Here is a 20515-nt window from a genome sequence, read left to right as displayed (position 1 = left end):
AGTCAGATCCCGGGCCCCGTGAGCCTCCAGGCGTCGGAGACGCATCCCCGCGCATCTCTCACAGCGCTGCCCCCGGATCGCAGCACCCTTCACGCCGGAGCTGCCGGCTCACCGCGAGCCATTCCGCGTCGGACGACGCTCCGGAGGGTCCCCCGGAGGAGCTGCCCGAGCGCCGCACGGAGTCGAAGGCGCCCACGAGGTCCGCCTGCTCGAAGGGCACACCCCCGCGCAGCACCGCCACCGTGCGGACCAGGGTGTCGAAGTCGGTGAAGGGATCACCGTCCACGACCGTGAGGTCGGCGAGCTTGCCCTCCTCCAGCGTGCCGAGATCGGCGTCCGCGCCGAACACCCGGGCGGGCAGCAGGGTGGCGGTGCGCAGGGTCTCGGCCGGGGAGAGCCCGCCGCGGTGCAGCGCCCGCAGGGCGAGGTGCAGATGCAGTCCGACCGGCACGAGCGGCTGATCGGTGCCGAGGGCGACGAGTCCGCCGTCGGCCAGGACGCCCCGGTACACGGCCACTTCGCGTTCCAGCGTGGCGAGTTGGGCGTCCGTGGGAGGCCGACCGGCCTGCTGACGGACCAGCGCGGTGTCCCACGGCGGCATCAGCGTGGTGACCCGGCGGTCCTCGGCGAGCGCGGGGTCCGCGCCCAGCAGGGGGAGCGCCGTGAACGGGGTGGCGATCAGATGGAAGCCCGCCTCGGTGTAGATCTCCCGGACGTCCTGGTAGGCGCGGCCCGTGACGGAGGTCGCGTGCCCGAACTCCAGGCGCTGCGTGGCCTGCAGATGGGTCGTCAGGTCCTGTCCGAGCTGCACGCCCGGCGTGCAGAGGTGGCTGCCGCTGCGCACCCCGAGCCGTTCGTGCGCGAAGTCCGCGGCCTCCTCCATCACCCAGCCCGGGGCACGGACGTACGTCTTCACGAAGTCCCAGTCGAGGGCCGCCCCGCGCGCCAGCGAACGCCGCAGTCCCTCGGGGGTGCGGTGGGCGCGGCCCATGCTGTAGGCGACGCGGGCCCCGTCGAGCAGTTCGCCGGTGGCCAGCAGGCGCGGCCCGGCGAGCGCGCCCGCGGCGACCGCCTCGCGGATGCGGGCCTGCTCGTAGGCGAAGCCGCCCAGCGAGACGGCGGTCGTGATGCCGTAGGCGAGTTGGAGGGCGGTCTGCCGTCCGCCGTAGGTGCTCTGCCAGGGGTGGGTGTGCGCGTCCCACAGTCCCGGGAGCACGGTGCGCTCGCTCGCGTCGACCCGGCGCGCGGCCGGCCGCCCGGCGCGGTGCGGGGAGACCTCCACGATCCGGGCGTCACGGATCATCAGGTCGACGTCCTCGCGGACGTCCGGTCCGGTGCCGTCCCAGAACCGGCCGGCGTGCACGAGGGTGTCGGCGGGGCGGGATCGCCGGTAGTCCAAGGGCACTGTGACGGTACGGGCCTTGCCGCTGCGGACGTCGATCAGGCGGAGGGTGCCGGAGGAGAGGTAGAGCAGAGTGCGGGCGTCGGCGGACCAGGAGGGGTGGTCGGCGGGTTCGGTGGTGAGGCGGCGCGGCTGCCCGTCGGGAGTGCCGTCCGCGCGGACCGGGAGCAGCCACAGGGCGGACTCGGCGATTGCGGCCATCCAGCGGCCGTCCGGGGACCAGACCGGGCCGGAGTCGTAGCGGTCGGACAGGGAGGTGTGCGGGGCGAGGGCGTGCAGGGCGGCGGTGCCGGTGCTGGTGTCGACGACCCGGATGAGGTTGTAGCCCTCCCTAAAGCGCTGGTTGAGCCGGTTGCGGTCGCACAGAGCGACGTACCGTCCGTCGGGGGACCAGCTCGGACGGCCGGGCAGACCGCCCGCGCCGAGCGGGGCGACGAGGGTGCGTTCGACGCCGTCGGGCAGGTCGCGCACGACCAGGTTGCCGGACATGTCCAGGCAGGCCAGCCGCGTCCCGTCGGGCGAGAGCGCGGGGAAGACCCGGCCGCCCTTCGCGAGCACGGTCTCCTCGCCGGAGTCGAGGTCACGGCGCCGCACGGCGAACAGTCCGTCGCGGTCGTCCGCGTAGAGGAGGCCCTTGCCGTCGGATGTCCAGGCCGGTCCCGACACATAGCGGGTGGGCGGGGCCTGGAGGATCTTCCGGGGCGGGCGTCCACCCGACGTCCCGGCGGTCCACAGGCAGTTGAGGGCGGCGAAGGCGACGCTGCGGCCGTCGGGCGAGAGCGCGGGCAGGTGCAGGGAGCGCACGCGCCGGACGCCGGTGCCCTCGAAGTCGTACGCCTTGCCGCGGTAGCGGGGCCGTTGCACGGGCAGCGCGGCCGTGAACGGGATCTCCTCCCCCGTCGCGGGTGCCTTCGGGTCGATCAGGCGGAAGTGGCCGTCCACCGCGAGCAGCAGCCGTCCGCCGTCGGTCCAGCGGGGCGGGGCGGGCAGGACGTCGCCGTCGACGGGGACGGGCCTGGCGTCCACGACGAGGGTGCAGGAGGCGCTGGGTGCGGGCGTGGTGCGCAGATACGCCAGGCGGCCGCCGGGTGCGACGGCCGGGGTCATGAGCTGGGCGCCGGAGTCGTCGGTGTGCTCGACGGTGACCGGTCCCGAGCCGTCGGCGGCGACCGAGGCGACGGTGTCCGCGCGCAGGGTCCCCGTGGCGGTGACGGCAGCCCGCACGAACAGCACGCGCTCGCCGTCCGCCGACCAGGCGGGGTCGAAGTCCTCCCAGGCGCCGTCCTGTGCCGGCCCCCGCTGTCCGGGGTGTCCGGTGAGCCGGGTCAGCGCCCCGGAGCGCACGTCGGCGACCCAGACGCGGTACGGGCTGCCGGTCACGGTGTCGCCGCCGCGCTCGGAGGCGAACGCGATCCGGGTGCCGTCCGGCGACCAGGCGGGGCCGCGGTCGTCCCAGGGGCCGTCGGTGAGCTGACGTACCCCGCTGCCGTCGGGCCGCAGTGTCCACAGGTGGAAGCCGCCGCCGCGGTAGGCGCACACGACCAGGCGGCTGCCGTCGGGCGAGAACTGGGGGCGGGTGGGTTCGAGGCCCGGCGGGGTGAGGGCGACGGCGGCGCCGCCGGTGCGCGGGATCGACCAGAGGACGTTCTGCACTTCGGCGACGAGCCGGTCGCCGGCCGGGGAGAGCGTCGCGGAACCGCCGGTGGCGGCGGTCAGGGTGAGGGTGGCCGAGTGGGTGAAGGCGGCCGAGGCGGCCGAGGCGGGTGGATGCGCGGCCGCGACGGTGGTGGCGGTGACGCCGGCGGCCTGGAGGAATCTGCGGCGGGAGAGCGGACCGGGCCAGGAAGTGTCGGATGTGCCGTGGACGTCCAAGGGAGCCTCCAGTGCGCGCGGGTGAGGTGCCGGACGACAGGGGCCCTTCCCCTCAGGGGCGGCCCCTGCGCCCGAACACCGTGTCCGGGAGCGGTTTTTCGCCCCCGGACATCAACCCCTCAGCTCACAGACCGTCACGCACCATCGCCTCGACGATCCGCACGTGGCGGTCGGCCGCCGTACCCGAGAACTCGTTGTCGTAGTTGAGGCCGTACGGCCAGAAGTGCCCGCCTCCGGTGGACAACTTGGCCGAGGAACCGTCGAACTGCCGCACGAGGGCGGTCGCCTGAGCACCTGTCCAGGTGCCGCTGTTGCCACCGTGCGAGGACCAGCCGGCACTCGTGCCCACGCCGATGGTGTGGGCGATCTCGTGCAGAGCGGTCCGCTCGGTCATGTAACTGCGGTTGCTGCCGAAGCGGATGGTCCCGTTGAGGTTGCCGTCCGCGGTGGGCACGCTCGTGTCGTAGCGGACCGTGATGGATTTGCCCAGGTCGCTGAGGTTGTTGTAGCGGGCCACCGCGGCGTTCATGGCCGAGGTGATCTGGGTGTACGCCGACTGCTGGTCCGCGGTGGGGTTGCTCGCCCGCTCCAGGGTCCAGGTGATGGTGGCCGCCGCGACCTGTTCGTGGGGTGGGGGCGTGGCGGACGGGGCGGCCTGGGCGATACCGGGGCCGGCCAGGAGCGCGGCGGCGAGCGCGGTCGCGAGCGCGGCCTTGCGTGGGTTCATGTGGGGTCCTCTTGTGGGGGGAATCCCGTGGGGTGGATCCCGTGGGGGGAAGTCGAGGCATGAACTGGAAAGCGCTTTCCAAGGTGGCAGGGATGCTAGTGACCTGTCTTGACCATGTCAACGACTGTGGCCGGCTCGGACCTCAGCGCACCAGGCACGGACGTTTCGCGTCGAACGTCCAGCCCTCGACCAGGTACTGCATCCCCGCGGCGTCGTCCCGACCCGCCGAGGCCACCTCCTCGTGCAGCTCCTGCGCGGCCCGCAGCCGGTCGCGGTCCAGCCGGACCCCTAGGCCGGGCGCGTCCGGGACGGCGACCTCGCCGCCGTTGATCCGGGGCGGTTCCACGGTGAGCCGTTCCATGCCCTCCTGCCAGATCCAGTGGGTGTCGAGGGCGTTGTACTCCCCCGGGGCGGCCGCGCCGCAGTGCGTCATCATCGCGAGCGAGATGTCGAAGTGGTTGTTGGAGTGGCAGCCCCAGGTCAGGCCCATGGCGTGACACAGCTGGGCGACCCGGACCGAGCCCTGCATGGTCCAGAAGTGCGGGTCGGCGAGCGGGATGGACACCGACTGCAGGGCGAGGGCGTGGGTGAGCTGCCGCCAGTCCGTGGCGATCATGTTGGTCGCGGTGGGCAGCCCGGTGGCCCGGCGGAACTCGGCGAGGATCTCCCGTCCCGAGTAACCGCCTTCGGCACCGCAGGGATCCTCAGCGTAGGCGAGCGTGCCGACGAGCGGACGGCACAGCTCGACCGCCTCGCGCAGGGACCAGGCACCGTTCGGATCGAGGGTGATCCGCGCCTCGGGGAACCGCTCCTTGAGGGCGTGCACGGCCTTCACCTCCTCGCTGCCCGCCAGGACCCCGCCCTTGAGCTTGAAGTCGCGGAAGCCGTAGTGGTCGTAGGTGGCCTCGGCCTGGCGGACGATCGCCTCGGGCGTCAGCGCCTCCTCGCGCCGGACGCGGTACCAGTCGACGTCCGCACCGGGCTCACGGACGTAGGCGAGGTCGGTGCGGTCCGGGTCGCCGACGTAGAAGAGATAGCCCAGGACCCTTACGGCGTCGCGCTGTTGGCCGTCGCCGAGCAGGGCGGCGACCGGGACGTCGAGGTGCTGTCCGAGCAGGTCCAGCAGCGCCGACTCGACGGCGGTGACCGCGTGCACGGTCGTCCGGAGATCGAAGGTCTGGGCGCCACGGCCGCCGGAGTCGCGGTCGGCGAAGGTGTCGTTGATCGTGCGCAGGACACGCTTGTAGTCGCCGGCGCGGGCGCCGACGACAAGGCTCTCGGCGTCGCGGAGGGTGCGGGTGATGGCGTCGCCGCCCGGCACCTCACCGAGGCCGGTGCGTCCCTCCGAGTCCTCCAGGACGACGACGTTCCGGGTGAAGTACGGGGCGTGGGCACCGGAGAGGTTGAGGAGCATGGAGTCCCGGCCGGCGACCGGGTGGACGGAGAACTTGGTGACGACGGGCTGGCTCATGGTGGGGCGGGTTCCTTCTGATGAGGTGGGGGGTCAGACGTTCAGGGCGTCCAGCACTTGTTCCAGGACCAGTACACCGCCGAGGCCCAGGATCGCGAGGACCGTCGTGTACGTGGTCCGCGCCTTGATCGCGTCGATGACGGACAGGTTGAAGTACTCCTTGAACATCCAGAAGCCCGGGTCGTTGACGTGCGAGAAGGCGATCGACCCGCAGGAGACGGCGAGCACCATGACCTCGGCGTGGACCCCGCCGCCCGCGAGCAGGGGCAGCGCCACGCCGGAGGCGGTGACGACGGCGACGGTCGCGGAGCCGAGGGCGATGCGGAGGATGGCCGCGATCAGCCAGGCCAGGATGATCGGGGAGATGGACCAGCCGTCGGTCGCGTCCTTGATGTAGTCGGATATGCCGCCCTCGACGAGGACGTTCTTGAAGGCACCGCCCGCTCCGATGACCAGCAGGATCATCGCCATCGCCTGGGCGGCCTCCTTGCAGGAGGTGCTGACGTCGGCGAGGCTGCGCCCCATGCGCGGCCCGAAGACCCAGACGGCGACGAGCAGGGTGAGCAGCAGGGCGATGGGCGCGGAGCCGATGAAGGCGACGAAGTGCAGTCCGGCGTTGTCGCCCGAGGTGGCCAGGTCGGTCACCGCGGCACCGGCGATCAGCACGACGGGCAGCAGGGCCACCGCCAGCGACCAGCCCATGCCGGGCATCTCCTCCTCCTCGAAGACCCGTTCGCTGACCAGACCCTTGGGGATCTCGGGGTTCATCCGCCGGACGAACGGCAGGCGCGGCCACAGCAGCGCGATGAACGCGCCGACCGGGACGGCGATGAACAGGCCGTAGAACAGGGTGAGTCCGACCGAGGCGTGGAAGGTGGCCGCGACGGCCGTGGGGCCCGGGTGGGGCGGCAGGAAGCTGTGCATGGTGGACAGGGCGATCGACATCGGCAGCCCCACCCAGAGCAGGTTGGCCCGGGTGACCCGGACCAGGGTGAAGGCGACCGGCACGATGATGACGAAGGCGACCTCGTAGAACATGGTCACGCCGATGAGCATCGCGGACAGCACCATGGCGACCTGAACCCAGCGCGGGCCGCACACGTCGAGGAGCCTGCCGGCGATCCGTTGGGCGGCGCCGGAGTCACCCATGACACGGCCCACCATGGCGCCGAGCCCGATGGTGAGCATCGTGTCGCCGATCTGGTCCCCGATTCCCTCGGAGAGGACGTCCGGGATGTCCTCCAGGCCGATGCCCCGGACCAGGGCGACCCCCACGGCGACGAGGAGGAGGGCGGCGAAGCCGTTCAGTTTCAGCTTCGTCATCAGAAAGAGCAGGGCGAGGACGCTGATCCCGACCACGACGAGCGGCATGTGTCAGTTCTCCCTTGAACTGGCAGGGCGGTGAGGAGAGTTCACCGGAGCACTCCTTCAAGTCACTCCGCTGAACGCGATCCTCATACAAAGACATCGTCTACATATGAGGACGGAGGCTAGATGTATGGATCGCCGGCGGTCAATGGGTCTGCGCGAATCGCCTTACGATCGGCCCATGTCGCAGCGCCCAGGCGTACCCGAGGTCAAATCGGCGGTCCGTACCGTCGCGGTGCTCGAACTCCTCGCCGCGCGAGGCGAACGGCCTGCGCGGTTGCGTGAGATCGCCGAGGCGCTGGGGGTTCCGCGGAGCAGCATGTACGCCCTCCTCCAGACCCTCGTGGAGTGCGGCTGGGTCCGCACCGACGCGACCGGGTCCCTCTACAGCGTCGGGATCCGCGCCCTGCTCACCGGCACGAGCTATCTGGACAGCGACCTGCGCGTCCGCGCGGTACGGCCGTTTCTCGACGAGGCGTCGGACGCGCTCGGCGAGACCATCCACCTCGCGCGACTGGACGGCCCGGACGTCGTCTACCTGGCCACCCGCGAGTCGCACGAGTACCTGCGCACGATCAGCCGCGTGGGCCGCCGGGTGCCCGCGCACGCCGGAGCACTGGGGAAAGCGCTGCTCGCGGAGCGCCCTGACGACGAACTCCCGCTCGGTGACGAGCCGTTGCGGGCGTTCACGGCCCGCACGCACACAACCCGGGCCGCTCTGCTCGCCGACCTCGCGGAGGTGCGGGCGCGCGGTCACTCGGTCGACCGGGAGGAGACGGTCGTGGGGATCGCCGGGTTCGGGTTCGCCCTGCGGTACGACACACCTGCCGTGGACGCGCTGAGCTGCTCGGTACCGGTGTCCCGGCTCACGGAGGAGCACGAGCGGCACATCGTGGCCGTGATGCGGGAGGTCCGCGCGAAGATCGAATCAGCGGTGCTGCTGCATGGTCGGGGGTGAGGGTGGGGTGGTGCGCCGCGGACCGCACGCCGGGTGCGGGGTGAGAGTGGGGCGGGGCGCCGCGGACCGCACGCCGGGTGCGGGGTGAGGGCGGGGCGGGACGCCTTGGACCGCACGACGGGTGCGGGATGAGGGCGGGGCGGAGCACCACGGACCACCCGACCGGCGCGAAGCGAAAGCGAGGCGGAGCACCACGGACCACACAACCGGCGCCAAATGAGGCCGGGACAGACCACGGACCACCCGACCGGCGCGAAGCGAAAGCGAGGGCGGAACGCCACGGACCACCCGACCGGCGCCTAATCAGGCCGGGACAGAGCACCACGGACCACACAACCGGCGCGAAGCGAAAGCGAGGCGGAGCACCACCGACCACGCGACCGGCGCGGAGGAGACGCGGGTGCGCCTCGCAGGCGGGGGCGTTGCGGACAGCGCCCCTGCGGCCCCTCCTACTCCTGCGGCGGCAGCACCTCCAGCGGGGCGACCGTGCGCCCACCCCGGACCACGGGCAGCCCTCGCACCATGCGGTCGATCATGTGCTCGTAACGCAGGCCCGCCTCGGCGAGGTAGGTGTCCTCCTCCGTCGCACCGCCGGTGAGGAGGACTTCCGGCACCAGGAGGTCCGACAGGCCGACGTGGGGATTCGGGTCCTCGACGATGAAGTCGCAGTCGTCGAGGTCGAGCCAGTCGGGCACCAGGGCACGCCCACGCAGACGCCCGCCCACCTCGGGAAGGAACTCGTCCCACATGACCGCCACCGTGGCCCGCAGGTCACCGAGCACCTCGACATGCTGCTCGGTGGAGTTGCCGAGGAAGGTCTCGACCTCGAGGTCGCCCTGGACCAGGAGGTAAGAGCTGCCCGTCAGGACGAGGTTGGCGACTTTCAGATCGCCGAGCACGATCAGCGACGGGCTGCCGTGGTCCAGATTGAGGATGTTGCCGTCGACCCACAGGTCACCGTCGATGACGTATCCGGTGACCGCCCCGTCGATGCCCTCGTACTCGGGCCGGCCGCCCGCCTTGATCCAGGGATTGCGGTGCCGGTACTGGTGGTCGTCCAGCCAGAGCGAGCCGGCCAGTTCCGCGGGCCCCGGGTGCAGGATGTACTCGTCCTCGTACAGAGCGCCGTAGGACGCCTGCGGGAAGCCGCGGCGCTCGAACAGCGCGACCGTCTCCGACCATGTGCGGTAGATCGTCTCCATGGCCGGAACAGTAGACGGCCGCACTGACACCCCACCGCCCCGGCCCCATCACGGAGTTGGGTACCCGGTCACGTACGTCCACCGGCCTTCACCACCCCTCACCGACTCCCCCGGCCCGAAGGCCGGTTCCGTCCGGGTTCTCAACCGCCCCGATGCCACAGGGAGACGGCCAGGGCCAGACCGGCCAGGGCGATCCCGATCCGTAGGGGCCTCTCGGGCAGGCGCCGTACGACGACCGGGCCGATACGGCTGCCCAGCAGGCAGCCGAGTCCCAGTGCGGCCGCCGCCGTCCAGTCGACCGGGGCCAGGAACGCGTAGGCGACGGCGGCGGTGACGTTCGCGGCGCCGGTGGCGATGTTCTTCACCGCGTTGGTGACCCGCAGGGGCTCGTTCCCGGACAGGGACAGCACCGCCAGCATCAGCACGCCCGCCGCGGCGCCGAAGTAGCCCCCGTAAAGGCCCACGAGAAGGACGGCGCCGGCCAGGGGCGAATTCCCGCGTGGCACGCCGTCGGTCAGCCGCGTGTGCCTCTCGGCCAGTCGGCGCAGGGGTTCGCGCACCAGGATCAGCACCGAGCCCAGGGCGATCAGCCAGGGGACGACCCGGCTGAACGCCGAGGCCGGTGTCCCGAGGAGCAGTGCCGCGCCGACGCAACCGCCGACGGCCGCGAGGATCGAGAGGCGTGCGAGGCGGCCGGCCTGTCCGCGCAGTTCCTCGCGTGAACCGGCCGCGGTGCCCGCCGTGTTGGCGAACAGCGCCACAGTGTTGGTCACGTTGGCGGCCACCGGGAGGAGGCCCGCGGCCAGCAGCGCCGGGTAGCTGAACAGCGAGGCCAGACCCGCTATGGAACCGGCCAGCCCGGAGGCGACACCGGCGACGGCGAGCAGGAGTGCGGAATCGGGCCCCACGTGGACTTCCCTTCTCTACGGACGCGTCATCCTCTCTCGCCGCTGTCCCCAATGAAAGACACCGTCTACATAGGGAGACAGCGTGACAGCATAGGCACACAGTCCCGTCCAGGCCGGAGGGCCATGGAGACGTTCACTGTCCGGCGCGACAACGTACCCATCCCCGCGACCGTGTCCTGGCGACGGGCAGCCGCGGTCATCGTCCCGGGGCTCGGCACCACGCAGGCCGACCTCGCCCAACTGCTGGGCGAGCTCCGTGACTTCCTCCCGCTCGCGACCTTCGATCCGCGCGGTCATGGACTGAGCAGCGGGGCGGCGAGCTACGCCTACGCCTCGTTCGCAGCGGATGCCGCAGCCATCATGGTCGCGCCCTGGCGCCTTCCGGGCCACTGGTCCTGATGGGGCACTCACTCGGTGCGGACCACGCCATGGACCACGCCGAGACGCTGCCGAAGGGGCCTCGCGCACTGATCCTCACCGACGGCGCCGTCCCCACACACCGCCCTCTCCACACCGAGGGCGAACTCACCGCGATGCGCGAGAGCCTCAGGGCATAGAGGCCTTGCCGGCGCGACGATTGCTCGCGGGGCCACCGCGCCGGCACCTGTTGTCGGCCGACGGCATCATCGGCCTGGTGCGTGAGGCCGAGGCATACCGGCGGACGTCGGCCGAGAGGTTCGCCCACGTCGAGTGCCCCATCGTGATGATCATGTCCGAGACCATGGCCGGGACATCGGGAGACCGCGCCCGCCAACTCACCACGACCTGGCGTGAGTCCGTCGACCAGCTCGCGGCGAGCAGGCCGTCGATCACCGTACGCCGGGTGCCCGGCGGGCACGATCTCGTGGTCACCCACCCCGAGCAGGTCCTGGCCCACATCCTGGCGACCGGCACCCATCACCGAGCCGAGCCACGCCACACCCCTGCCCCGCCCCGCCCCGCCCCGCCCCGCCCGCAAGGGGATGCAGAGCGGCCGACAGGGCTTGTCGATACGTCCTGACAAATCTATTGACATCACCCGCGGGGCATTTCATAGTACGACCACCTAGCGCGCACTAGTAACGCGCTCTAGTAGCCCGACGCGCGGCCCACACCCACGGCTGTCGCGACAACGTCTCCCGCCCCGCAAGGCGCCCCAAGCCGCTTGCCCGCGCTCCCCGGACCGGGCGGGGGCTCCTTGGCGGGGGCCGGATCCTCATTCCCACCTGAACCGCACAGCGAGGTGCAAGGGACATGCGCAGAAACCACCGAGCCGCCGCCCTGGCCGCGACCGTCCTGACGGGCGCCCTGCTCGTCGCCGGCTGTTCCAGCAGCTCCGGCGGCAAACAGTCCGAGGAGGACGACACGGCCGGCGTCTCCGCCGGCAAGGCCGGCACCCCCCGCATGACCATCGCCCTGATCACCCACGCCGAACCCGGCGACACCTTCTGGGACCTCATCCGCAAGGGTGCCCAGGCCGCCGCCGCCAAGGACAACATCAAGCTGGTCTACTCCTCCGACCCCAGCGCGGGCGCCCAGGCCAACCTGGTGCAGAACGCCATCGACCAGAAGGTCGACGGCATCGCCCTGACCGCCGCCAAGCCCGACGCCATGAAGGCCGTCACCGCCAAGGCCGAAAAGGCCGGCATCCCCGTCGTCGGCTTCAATTCCGGCCTCGACGACTGGAAGCAGTTGGGCATGCTCGAATACTTCGGCCAGGACGAGAACATCGCCGGCCAGGCCTTCGGCGAACGCCTCAACTCCCTCGGCGCCAAGCACGCCCTGTGCGTCGTCCAGTCCCAGGGCCAGGTCGCCCTGGAATCCCGCTGCGCGGGCCTCGCCAAGGGCTTCACCGGCAAAACCGACAAGATCTACGTCACCGGCACCGACATGCCCTCCGTGAAGTCCACCATCACCGCCAAGCTCCAGCAGGACTCCTCCATCGACCAGGTCGTCACCCTCGGCGCCCCCTTCGCCCTGACCGCCGTCCAGTCCGTCAAGGACGCCGGCAGCAAGGCCAAGGTCGCCACCTTCGACCTCAACAAGGACCTGGTCGCCGCCGTCCAGAACGGCTCCGTCGAATTCGCCGTGGACCAACAGCCTTACCTCCAGGGCTACCTGGCCGTCGACGCCCTGTGGCTCTACAGGACCAACGGCAACTTCAGCGGCGGCGGCGAACAGCCCGTGCTGACCGGTCCGGCCTTCATCACCAAGGACAACGCCGACACCGTGGCCAAGTTCGCGGCGAAGGGCACCCGGTGATGGGCACGGCTCAGCAGGCTGCGCCGGCGGTGACGACACCGCCGGCCTCCGGCCCCGGCAAGGGCAAGGACAGGCGCACTTCCGAACGCCCCCTGCCGCTGAGATTGTTGGCGCGTCCTGATGTGGGTGTGTTCCTGGGCACGGTGGCGGTGCGAGTGTTCTGACGTCTACGCCGGCGCCAGGCGCCAGCGTCCTGACCCCCGACGAGCGCACCGCCGCCCTGGGGGCAAGCAGTCCGGCGTCATCCTCAAGTACGTGGCACGGCCCGGGACCAGATCACCCTGGAAGAGCTCACCGACCGCATGGCCGACGGCGCCGAACTCGCAGCCCTCAAGCACGGGTTGTCCCGCCCAGGACGCTTGCCCCCGGTCCTGCTTCCCCGCCCTACTCCCCCACCCTAGAAGCCCCCCGGCTCTTCCTGATGAGTTGCAGCCCGGCGACGATCCGGTACAGGCCGTAGACCAAGGGACCCCAGATCACGACATCCGGACCCACACCCGCACCCCGAACCTGCCCGAACGTGACCACGGCGACGAGCAGCCCCCCGATGCACCAGGCCGCGCCGAACTCGATCGACCGCCTGCCCCTCGCCTCCCCCGCGGTCCGCTGCTCCGGGGAGACGCCACTGGACACAGTGGGCGAAGTCCCGCCCGGCCGTACACCGTTGTCCGTCAATCCGGTTCCCGAGTCGATGGTGCCCGGGCCGGTCGGACGGTCCCCCGCGCCACCCGACCGGCCGTCGGTTTGTGCCAGCGGAACGCTAGCGGGCCGCCGTCGTCGCGGTCTTGGAAGAATTTGCACTCCCGGAGAGAGCCATCGCCCCCTCCACCCGGCGCGCGGCCACCATCTGTCCGGGCGTGGTCCCGGCGATGGCCCGGAACTCCCGGTTGAGGTGCGCCTGGTCGTAGAAGCCGCAGGCCGTGGAGATCTCGGTCAGGCTCGCGGCCCCGCGACCCAGCAACGCCACGGCGTGACGGAAGCGCAGCACCCGGGCCGACGCTTTCGGGGTGAGCCCGATCTGCTGGGTGAACCGGCGGCTCAAGTACCCCTGGCTCCAGCCCACCTCGGCGGCGACACGGGCGATCGGGATCGCTCCCGCGCTCCCCGAGAGCAGGTGCCAGGCTCGTGCCACCTCAGGCGTGGGACACGGGCCGTACTCGAGCCGGGTGAGCAGCGCCGCGTCCAGCAGGTCGAACCTGGCGGCCCAGTCGGATGTCGCCGCCATCCGCTCGACCAGCACGCCGGCGTCGGGCCCCAGAACGTCCCGTATCTCGACGGTCAGGTTCGTCAACTCGCTCATCGGCATGCCGAACAGCCGGTACGCGCCCAGGGGTGTGAACTCCACCCGGATCGCCTCCTGGCCGCCGGGATGCGTACAGATCGCGGGCCGGTCCTCCAGCCCCACCACCAGCGACCCGATGCTCCCGCTGCCCGCGCCCCGCACACCCAGCCGCCGCACCTGCGAGAACGGCTCCGCGAGGCTGATCAACAAGGTCGCACGCCCGGTCGGCACCAGCCGGGCCTCGTAGGGTGTCGCCACCGCTTCCCGGTAACCGACGTAGCTGCGCAAGTACGGCCGTAACCCCGGATGCCAGGGCCTGGTCACCCGCCACAGCCCACCGAGCCGCGCGATCTCGACCGCGCCGCATGCACCGACCGCGCCGCCCGCGGCGATCGCGTCGATCACGCCCGCGCCACCACCCCCACCCCCACCCGTCCCCGCCATGCCGTCGCGTGCGCCAGGACCCACTGGGAGCGCTCCTTCCACTCCGAGGAACCGCCCGGAGCCGACCCCTCACAGCTCCATGACATCCAGCATCCAACGTCAACGCGCCCGACTCAGGAGTGAAGAAGTGAAGTTGGCATGCAGATGCGTGCGGATCCGATGTCGTCCGAGGCGATACAGCGGAGACCATGCAGGGAAGCGATACAGCAGAGGCGAACGCGGCCCGGCCCGCGACGCACGCCGACGGCAGGCCCACCCGCGCGCTCACCCGAACACCCTTGCCGACAATCGAGCACCGACCTACGCTGACTTTGTGCCGCCGATAAACAAAACGCGAACACCCATCGCCGTGCCGGACAACTCCCTCACCCGACTCCGTATCGCCCTCACCGTCTTCTTCGCCCTCGACGGCTTCGTCTTCGCCGGGTGGGTCGTCCGTATCCCCGCGATCAAGGAGCAGACCGGGGCCTCCGCCAGCGCCCTCGGTCTCGCCCTCCTCGGTGTCTCGGCCGGCGCGGTGATCACGATGATGCTCACAGGACGGCTGTGCCGCCGTTACGGCACCCACCGGGTCACCGTCGTCTGCGCCGTCCTGCTCTCCCTCAGCGTCGCCCTGCCTCCACTGACCCACTCCGCGCCGGCGCTCGGTGCCGTGCTGCTGGTCTTCGGGGCCGCGTACGGCAGCATCAACGTCGCGTTCAACAGCGCCGCGGTCGATCTGGTGGGCGCGCTGCGGCGGCCCATCATGCCGAGCTTCCACGCGGCCTTCAGCCTGGGCGGCATGCTCGGTGCCGGGCTCGGCGGACTGGTCGCCGGGGACCTGTCGCCCACGCGGCACCTGTTCGGCCTCACCGTGATCGGTCTGCTCGTCACCGCCGTCGCGGGCCGGACCCTGCTGCGCATCCAGCCCCCGGAACCGGCGCGGGACACACCGCGGCACGGGTCCGCGCCCCACCCTCCGGACACCACACCCGCCCGCACCCGCACCCGCGGCCTCGTCATCACCTTCGGCCTGATCGCCCTGTGCACGGCCTACGGCGAAGGAGCGCTGGCCGACTGGAGCGCCCTGCATCTGGAGCACGACCTGGACGCCACACCCGGCGTCGCGGCGGTCGGTTACTCGTCCTTCGCGCTCGCCATGACCATCGGCCGACTGACCGGCACCAGGCTGCTCGAACGACTCGGCCAGACCCGCACGCTCGTGGGCGGCGGCACCACCGCCGCGCTCGGCATGCTGCTCGGCGCTCTCGCGCCCTCCGTCTGGGCGGCACTGCTCGGCTTCATGATCACAGGGCTCGGTCTGGCCAACCTCTTCCCCGTCGCCGTCGAGCGCGCGGGCAGGCTGGCCGGTCCCGACGGGGTCGCCATCGCCTCCACCCTCGGATACGGCGGGATGCTCCTCGGCCCGCCCGCCATCGGCTTCATGGCCGACTGGTTCTCTCTTCCCGCCGCCCTCACCAGCGTCGCGGCGCTCGCCGCCACCGCCGCGGTCATCGCGGCGCTGACCCGACGCGCGGCCGCGGGCTGATCACGCCTCGAAGCGATCCCCTCCTCCGCGATCCACGCCTCCCGCGGGCCTCGCTCACCGACGCGTGGCGCTACGGGCTTCGCGACAAACTTCCAGGTCGCGACGAACGTCCCGGTCGCGACGGACCCCCGTCCTCCCCTGTCACAAGAGCGAGAGGCTCACCCGGATCACCCCGTATGACTGCGGATCACCCCGCATCACTCCGGATGAGCCACCGCCTCCTTCTGCAACTGCACGGCCGCCAACAGACTCAGCTTCGGCTCCGCCTTGCGCAGGGCCCGCACCGCCGCGACCGAGGTGATGTCACCCGTGAAGCCGACGTCGGCCAGCCGGGAGCGGACCCAGCGGGCGCGCAGCCCGGCCTCGGTGGCGGCGGCGGTGGACTCGACGAGCGCCACGGCCCGTTCCAGCCCGGGGCGTTCCTCGGGCGGGGCCTCGTCCAGCGCCTGGCGCAGGGCCGCTCCGACGACGTCCGCGTCCCGGACGAGCAGCACGAAGTTGTGTTTCTTGTTCAGTCCCGCGATTCCCGACATGCGGATCATCGTGACCGTCGGGTTCCGCGTCCGCCAAGCGACTTGAGGAGCCTCAGAGCCTCAGGGCCTCAGGGCCTCCGACCCCGCCGCTCCGTCACGCACCGCGCGCGTCGCTCAGCCCAGCTTCTTCAGCAGTTCGGTGGCGAGCGGCGCGGAGGACGCCGGGTTCTGCCCGGTCACCAGGTTGCCGTCGACGATCACATGCGGGGCCCACGGCTCGGCGACCTCGACCTGGACGCCGGCCTCGGTGAGCCGGTCCTGGAGGAGCCACTTGGCCTTGTCGGCGAGGCCCGCCTGGGTCTCCTCCTCGTTGGTGAAGGCGGTCACCCGGCGCCCGGCGAACGCGTTGGAACCGTCCGCCTTCGTGGCGGCGAGCAGCGCGGCCGGGGCGTGGCAGACGACTCCGAGGGGCTTGCCGCTCTCCAGGGCCCGGGCGAGCAGCCGGCCCGAGTCCGCGTCGACCGCGAGGTCCTCCATCGGTCCGTGGCCGCCGGGGTAGAAGACGGCCGCGTAGTCGTCGAGGTCGACCTCGTCCAGCCGTACCGGGGCCTGGAGCTCGGCGGCCGAGGCGAGCACCGCGGCGATCCGGTCGGCGTTCTCCTGCCCGCCGTTGACCTCGGCGGCGAGGCTGCCCTTGTCCACGGTCGGCACGACACCACCCGGGGTGGCCACGACGATCTCGTGTCCGGCGGCCTTGAAGGCCTCGTACGGGGCGACGGCCTCCTCGGCCCAGTAGCCGGTCGGGTGCTGCGTGCCGTCGGCCAGGGTCCACTGGTCGGCACCGGTCATCACAAAGAGGATCTTCGACATGGTGAAACCGTAGTCCTGTCCTGCCATAGAAATCCAATAGGCTCATACATATGAGGGATAGGAACACCAATGGCTTCGGGGGTCCGGGGCCGATCGTCGGTCCTCCGTTGGACCTGAACCTGCTGCGGACGTTCCTGGCCGTGTACCGCACCGGTTCGTTCACCGCCGCCGCCCGGCTCCTCGGTCTGTCCCAGCCCACGGTGACCACCCAGATCCGCGCTCTGGAACGGCAGTTCGGCCGCGAGCTGTTCGAGCGCCGGGCGCGGGGCGTGACCCCGGCGCCGTACGCGGACGAGCTCGCCGCCCGGATCGTGGAGCCCCTGGACTCGCTCGCCGCGGTGGCGGGGCCCGCCGGGGGCCCGGAGGACGGCCCGGCCGAGCCGGTGCATCTCGCCGGCCCGGCCGAGCTGCTGTCCCGGTGTGTCCTGCCCGGTCTCGCGCCGCTGATCGACAAAGGGGTACGGCTGCGCATCACGCCGGGTCTGACCGAACCGCTCCTGGACGACCTGCGCGCGGGCCGCCACGACCTGGTGATCGCCACGTTCCGGCCGCGGGGCCGCACGCTCACGGCCGCGCCGCTCAACGACGAGGAGTTCGTGCTGGTCACCTCCCCCTCCTGGGCCCGGCGGCTCGGCGCTCCGCAACACATCGTGGCCGCGCTGCACGGCGTCCCGCTCGTTGCCTACGCCGAGGACCTGCCCATCGTGCGCCGCTACTGGCGGCACGTCTTCGGCCGCCGCCTGGTTCGGCAGCCCGACCTGACCGTGCCCGACCTCAACGGCGTCAAGGCCGCGGTGGTCGGGGGGACCGGGTTCAGCGTGCTCCCCCGCTACCTGTGCGCCGAGGAGCTGGCCTCGGGCGCTCTGGTCCTGCTCCACGACCCCGACGACCCGCCCATCAACACGGCGTTCCTGGTGCAGCGGCCCGGTACGTCCGGCAGTCCGCACGTGGCGCTGGTCCGTGACCACCTGCTTCAGGCCGCCCGGGACTGGTAGCCCGGCGAGATCGGGGACCGGGCGTCGTCAGGCACACTCCTTCCATGGAGACAGCCGAGTTCATCCGGATCCTGGACCGCGAGGGCCAGTTGCTCGCGTCGGCCGCCGAAGCGGCGGGCCCCGACGCCAAGGTGCCGACCTGCCCGCAGTGGCAGGTGCGGGACCTGCTGCGGCACACGGGCACGGTGCATCGCTGGGCGACGGCGTTCGTGGCCGAGGAGCTCACCGACTTCCGCCCCTTCGGCGACGAACCGGCCCTCGACGGGGAGGAGTTGCTGGCCTGGTTCCGCACCGGCCACCGCCTCCTGGTCGACACGCTGGACGCCGCCGCGCCCGACGTACGCTGCTGGCACTTCCTCCCCGCCCCCTCGCCGCTCGCCTTCTGGGCCCGGCGGCAGGCCCACGAGACGGCCGTGCACCGCTTCGACGCGGAGGCGGCGCGCGGGGGCAGGACCGAGGAGTTCGGGCGGGACTTCGCGGCCGACGGCATCGACGAGTTGCTGCGCGGCTTCCACGCCCGCGAGAAGAGCCGGGTCCGCAGCGCCGAGCCCCGGGTGCTGCGGGTACGGGCGGACGACACGGACGGCGCGGTGTGGACCGTACGACTGACCGAGGAGCCGCCCGCGACCGAGTACGGCGAGACGGGGGACGCCGACTGCGAGGTGTCCGGGCCCGCCGCACGGCTGTACCCGGCGCTGTGGAACCGGCTGCCGCTCCCGCGGGTGACCGGGGACGCGTCGGTCGCGGAGCTGTGGCGGGAGAAGTCCGCCGTGGGCTAGGAGGAGGGTTCCAACATCCGGGTGAGGACTGCGCGTTGCACCGGAAGGGCGTCACGGTGCAGCGCGCGCCCCTTGGAGGTGAGCGACACGCGTACGCCCCGCCGGTCCTCGGCGCACAACCCGCGCTCGACGAGGCCGTCCTTCTCCAGCCGGGCGATCAGCCGTGACAGCGCGCTCTGACTCAGATGGACCCGCTCGGAGATCTCCTGCACGCGGTAGGCGCAGCCGCCGTCGGCCAGCACGTCCAGGACCTCGAAGTCGCTGCCGCACAGGCCGTGTTGCTGAAGAGCGCGGTCCAGTTCGCACTGCGTGCGCGCGTGCAGCGCCAGGATGCCCCGCCACTGCTCCGCGAGTGCCTGCTCGGGCTTCTTCGCCACCATGCGCGGCACCGTAGCAGAGAAGACGAATTATTGCATCGGAATTAAATGCGGTTGCATTCGATGCATGCGCATGTAGTCTCTTCGCCATGACCTCTCCGCTCACCACCCCCGCGGACGCGTCCTCAGCGGTCCGCTGGACTCCCAGGCTCTGGGGCACCCTGCTGGTGCTGTGCGCCGCGATGTTCCTGGACGCCCTGGACGTGTCGATGGTCGGCGTCGCGCTCCCGTCCATCGGCGCCGACCTGGGCCTTTCCACCTCGACGCTGCAATGGATCGTCAGCGGCTACATCCTCGGCTACGGCGGCCTGCTGCTCCTGGGCGGCCGGGCCGCCGACCTGCTGGGCCGGCGCCAGGTCTTCCTGGTGGCCCTCGGCGTCTTCGCGGTCGCCTCACTCCTCGGCGGTCTCGTCGACTCGGGCCCGCTGCTGATCGCCAGCCGTTTCATCAAGGGCCTCAGCGCCGCCTTCACCGCGCCCGCGGGCCTGTCCATCATCACCACGACGTTCGCCGAAGGCCCCCTGCGCAACCGCGCGTTGTCCATCTACACCACCTGCGGCGCCACCGGCTACTCGATGGGCCTGGTCTTCTCCGGCCTGCTCACGGAGGCGAGTTGGCGCTACACCATGTTGCTGCCCGCCCCCGTCGCCCTGATCGCCCTCGTCGTCGGCCTGCGGCTGCTGCCGCGCAGCGAGCGCGAGCAGAGCACCGGCGGCTACGACATCCCCGGCGCCGTCCTCGGGACCGTCTCGATGCTGCTGCTGGTGTTCACCGTCGTCCAGGCACCGGAGGCGGGCTGGGGTTCGGCCCGTACGCTCCTGTCCTTCGTCGCCGTGATCGCCCTGCTGGCCGCCTTCGTGGCCGTCGAGCGACGCAGCCCGAGCCCGCTGATCCGGCTCGGCGTGCTCCGCTCGGGACCCCAAGTGCGCGCCCAGTTGGGGGCGTTGACGTTCCTCGGCAGCTACATGGGCTTCCAGTTCCTGGTGACCTTCTACATGCAGCAGCTGCTCGGTTGGTCGGCGCTGCACACCGCGCTCGCGTTCCTGCCGGCGGGTGCGCTGGTGGCCCTGTCCGCGACCAAGGTGGGTACGGTCATCGACCGGATCGGCACACCGCGGCTGATCGTGGCGGGCTTCGCGCTGATGGTCGTCGGCTATCTGCTGTTCCTGCGCATCGACCTCGACCCGGTCTACGCGTCGGTCATCCTGCCGACCATGCTGCTGGTGGGCGCCGCCTTCGCGCTGACCTTCCCGTCCCTCAACGTCCAGGCCACCAACGGCGTCGACGAGCACGAGCAGGGCATGGTCTCGGGCCTGCTCAACACCTCGGTCCAGGTGGGCGGTGCCCTGTTCCTCGCCGTGGTGACGGCGGTCCTGACGGCGAACGCCCCCGAGGAGGGCGCGTCCCCGCAGGCCGTGCTCGACAGCTATCTGCCCGCCCTGACGGTGGTCACCGCGATCGCGCTCGTCGGCCTGCTCATCTCGCTCACGGGACTGCGCGTCCGGCGTCGGCGGCCGTCCGTCGTGGTCGCCAAGTCCCTCTCCCCGGAGGCGGAACGCGTACCCGTACGCGACTAGGGGGCCGTCTCCCCACCGTGGGCCCGGCGGAGCTGCTTGCT

The 20515-nt window shown here is 71.6% G+C and carries 19 protein-coding genes and 2 pseudogenes; 11 read left to right on the top strand and 10 right to left on the bottom strand.

Annotated elements, in window-relative coordinates; genetic code table 11:
- Positions 1-58: 58 nt before the first annotated feature.
- From ABZ098_RS16660 to ABZ098_RS16645, 4 genes are all read right to left on the bottom strand, one after another.
- Positions 59-3274: an amidohydrolase family protein gene (locus ABZ098_RS16660; protein ID WP_356591605.1), complete on the bottom strand. Its 3216-nt coding sequence runs from the start codon at positions 3272-3274 to the stop codon at positions 59-61.
- 124 nt (positions 3275-3398) lie between these two features.
- Positions 3399-4001: a hypothetical protein gene (locus ABZ098_RS16655; protein ID WP_356591603.1), complete on the bottom strand. Its 603-nt coding sequence runs from the start codon at positions 3999-4001 to the stop codon at positions 3399-3401.
- A gap of 142 nt (positions 4002-4143) precedes the next feature.
- Positions 4144-5472 carry an enolase C-terminal domain-like protein gene (locus tag ABZ098_RS16650; RefSeq protein ID WP_356591601.1) on the bottom strand — a complete coding sequence of 443 codons (1329 nt, stop codon included), beginning with the start codon at positions 5470-5472 and terminating at the stop codon, positions 4144-4146.
- Positions 5473-5505: 33 nt separating this feature from the next.
- The gene (locus ABZ098_RS16645; protein ID WP_356591599.1) at positions 5506-6843 is read right to left on the bottom strand and encodes a gluconate:H+ symporter; all 1338 of its coding nucleotides are present in this window, start codon (positions 6841-6843) and stop codon (positions 5506-5508) included.
- Positions 6844-7021: 178 nt separating this feature from the next.
- On the opposite strand from ABZ098_RS16645, the gene ABZ098_RS16640 reads away from it, so the two are divergent.
- Positions 7022-7798: an IclR family transcriptional regulator gene (locus ABZ098_RS16640; protein WP_356591597.1), complete on the top strand. Its 777-nt coding sequence runs from the start codon at positions 7022-7024 to the stop codon at positions 7796-7798.
- Between the two features lie 449 nt (positions 7799-8247).
- Here ABZ098_RS16640 and ABZ098_RS16635 read toward each other — a convergent pair whose 3' ends face one another.
- Both ABZ098_RS16635 and ABZ098_RS16630 read right to left on the bottom strand, forming a co-directional pair.
- Positions 8248-9000 (bottom strand): hypothetical protein, encoded by a 753-nt coding sequence (locus tag ABZ098_RS16635; RefSeq protein ID WP_356591595.1) that lies wholly within the window; start codon positions 8998-9000, stop codon positions 8248-8250.
- A 140-nt stretch (positions 9001-9140) separates the two neighbouring features.
- A complete protein-coding gene (locus ABZ098_RS16630; RefSeq protein ID WP_356591593.1) occupies positions 9141-9908 on the bottom strand; it encodes a sulfite exporter TauE/SafE family protein in 768 nt (255 codons plus the stop codon).
- A 123-nt stretch (positions 9909-10031) separates the two neighbouring features.
- Between ABZ098_RS16630 and ABZ098_RS16625 the strand changes: the two genes are divergently transcribed.
- The 6 genes and pseudogenes from ABZ098_RS16625 to ABZ098_RS16600 all read left to right on the top strand — a co-directional run.
- Positions 10032-10307: a hypothetical protein gene (locus tag ABZ098_RS16625; RefSeq protein ID WP_356591591.1), complete on the top strand. Its 276-nt coding sequence runs from the start codon at positions 10032-10034 to the stop codon at positions 10305-10307.
- Positions 10307-10465, top strand: coding sequence for a hypothetical protein (locus tag ABZ098_RS16620; RefSeq protein WP_356591589.1), 159 nt, complete (start codon positions 10307-10309; stop codon positions 10463-10465). The genes ABZ098_RS16625 and ABZ098_RS16620 overlap by 1 nt, the downstream gene beginning before the upstream one ends.
- A 77-nt stretch (positions 10466-10542) precedes the next feature.
- A complete protein-coding gene (locus ABZ098_RS16615; protein ID WP_356591587.1) occupies positions 10543-10908 on the top strand; it encodes a hypothetical protein in 366 nt (121 codons plus the stop codon).
- 233 nt (positions 10909-11141) lie between these two features.
- The gene (locus ABZ098_RS16610) at positions 11142-12149 is read left to right on the top strand and encodes a substrate-binding domain-containing protein (RefSeq protein ID WP_356591585.1); all 1008 of its coding nucleotides are present in this window, start codon (positions 11142-11144) and stop codon (positions 12147-12149) included.
- Positions 12149-12310 (top strand): annotated as a pseudogene (locus ABZ098_RS16605) (ABC transporter permease); the annotation flags it as partial. The gene ABZ098_RS16610 and the pseudogene ABZ098_RS16605, both read left to right, overlap by 1 nt.
- A 20-nt stretch (positions 12311-12330) precedes the next feature.
- Positions 12331-12505 (top strand): annotated as a pseudogene (locus ABZ098_RS16600) (sugar ABC transporter ATP-binding protein); the annotation flags it as partial.
- A 404-nt stretch (positions 12506-12909) separates the two neighbouring features.
- On the opposite strand, the gene ABZ098_RS16595 reads toward ABZ098_RS16600, so the two are convergent.
- Complete coding sequence (locus ABZ098_RS16595) at positions 12910-13899, bottom strand: AraC family transcriptional regulator (protein ID WP_356591583.1); 990 nt, start codon at positions 13897-13899, stop codon at positions 12910-12912.
- Between the two features lie 325 nt (positions 13900-14224).
- On the opposite strand from ABZ098_RS16595, the gene ABZ098_RS16590 reads away from it, so the two are divergent.
- A complete protein-coding gene (locus ABZ098_RS16590) occupies positions 14225-15403 on the top strand; it encodes an MFS transporter (RefSeq protein WP_356591581.1) in 1179 nt (392 codons plus the stop codon).
- A gap of 197 nt (positions 15404-15600) precedes the next feature.
- Here the strand turns inward: ABZ098_RS16590 and ABZ098_RS16585 are convergent, their stop codons facing one another.
- Together ABZ098_RS16585 and ABZ098_RS16580 are read right to left on the bottom strand one after the other, a co-directional pair.
- Positions 15601-15936: a hypothetical protein gene (locus tag ABZ098_RS16585; RefSeq protein WP_356591579.1), complete on the bottom strand. Its 336-nt coding sequence runs from the start codon at positions 15934-15936 to the stop codon at positions 15601-15603.
- A 114-nt stretch (positions 15937-16050) separates the two neighbouring features.
- Positions 16051-16746 (bottom strand): type 1 glutamine amidotransferase domain-containing protein, encoded by a 696-nt coding sequence (locus tag ABZ098_RS16580; RefSeq protein WP_356591577.1) that lies wholly within the window; start codon positions 16744-16746, stop codon positions 16051-16053.
- 50 nt (positions 16747-16796) lie between these two features.
- Here ABZ098_RS16580 and ABZ098_RS16575 point away from each other — a divergent pair, with 50 nt between their 5' ends.
- Together ABZ098_RS16575 and ABZ098_RS16570 are read left to right on the top strand one after the other, a co-directional pair.
- On the top strand, positions 16797-17741 hold the full coding sequence (locus ABZ098_RS16575) for a LysR family transcriptional regulator (RefSeq protein WP_356591575.1): 945 nt from the start codon (positions 16797-16799) through the stop codon (positions 17739-17741).
- 44 nt (positions 17742-17785) lie between these two features.
- Positions 17786-18520 (top strand): maleylpyruvate isomerase family mycothiol-dependent enzyme, encoded by a 735-nt coding sequence (locus ABZ098_RS16570; RefSeq protein ID WP_356591573.1) that lies wholly within the window; start codon positions 17786-17788, stop codon positions 18518-18520.
- On the opposite strand, the gene ABZ098_RS16565 is transcribed toward ABZ098_RS16570, so the two are convergent.
- Positions 18517-18900, bottom strand: a complete 384-nt coding sequence (locus tag ABZ098_RS16565; RefSeq protein ID WP_356591571.1) for a MarR family transcriptional regulator — start codon at positions 18898-18900, stop codon at positions 18517-18519. The genes ABZ098_RS16570 and ABZ098_RS16565 overlap by 4 nt on opposite strands.
- A gap of 86 nt (positions 18901-18986) precedes the next feature.
- Between ABZ098_RS16565 and ABZ098_RS16560 the strand changes: the two genes are divergently transcribed.
- Complete coding sequence (locus ABZ098_RS16560) at positions 18987-20474, top strand: MFS transporter (RefSeq protein ID WP_356591569.1); 1488 nt, start codon at positions 18987-18989, stop codon at positions 20472-20474.
- Positions 20475-20515 lie beyond the last annotated feature (41 nt).

The sequence above is a fragment of the Streptomyces sp. NPDC006335 genome, from assembly GCF_040612795.1.
Classification (GTDB): domain Bacteria; phylum Actinomycetota; class Actinomycetes; order Streptomycetales; family Streptomycetaceae; genus Streptomyces.
The sequence above is the reverse complement of the archived record's forward strand: the minus strand, read 5'-3'. Positions and strand labels throughout refer to the sequence as shown.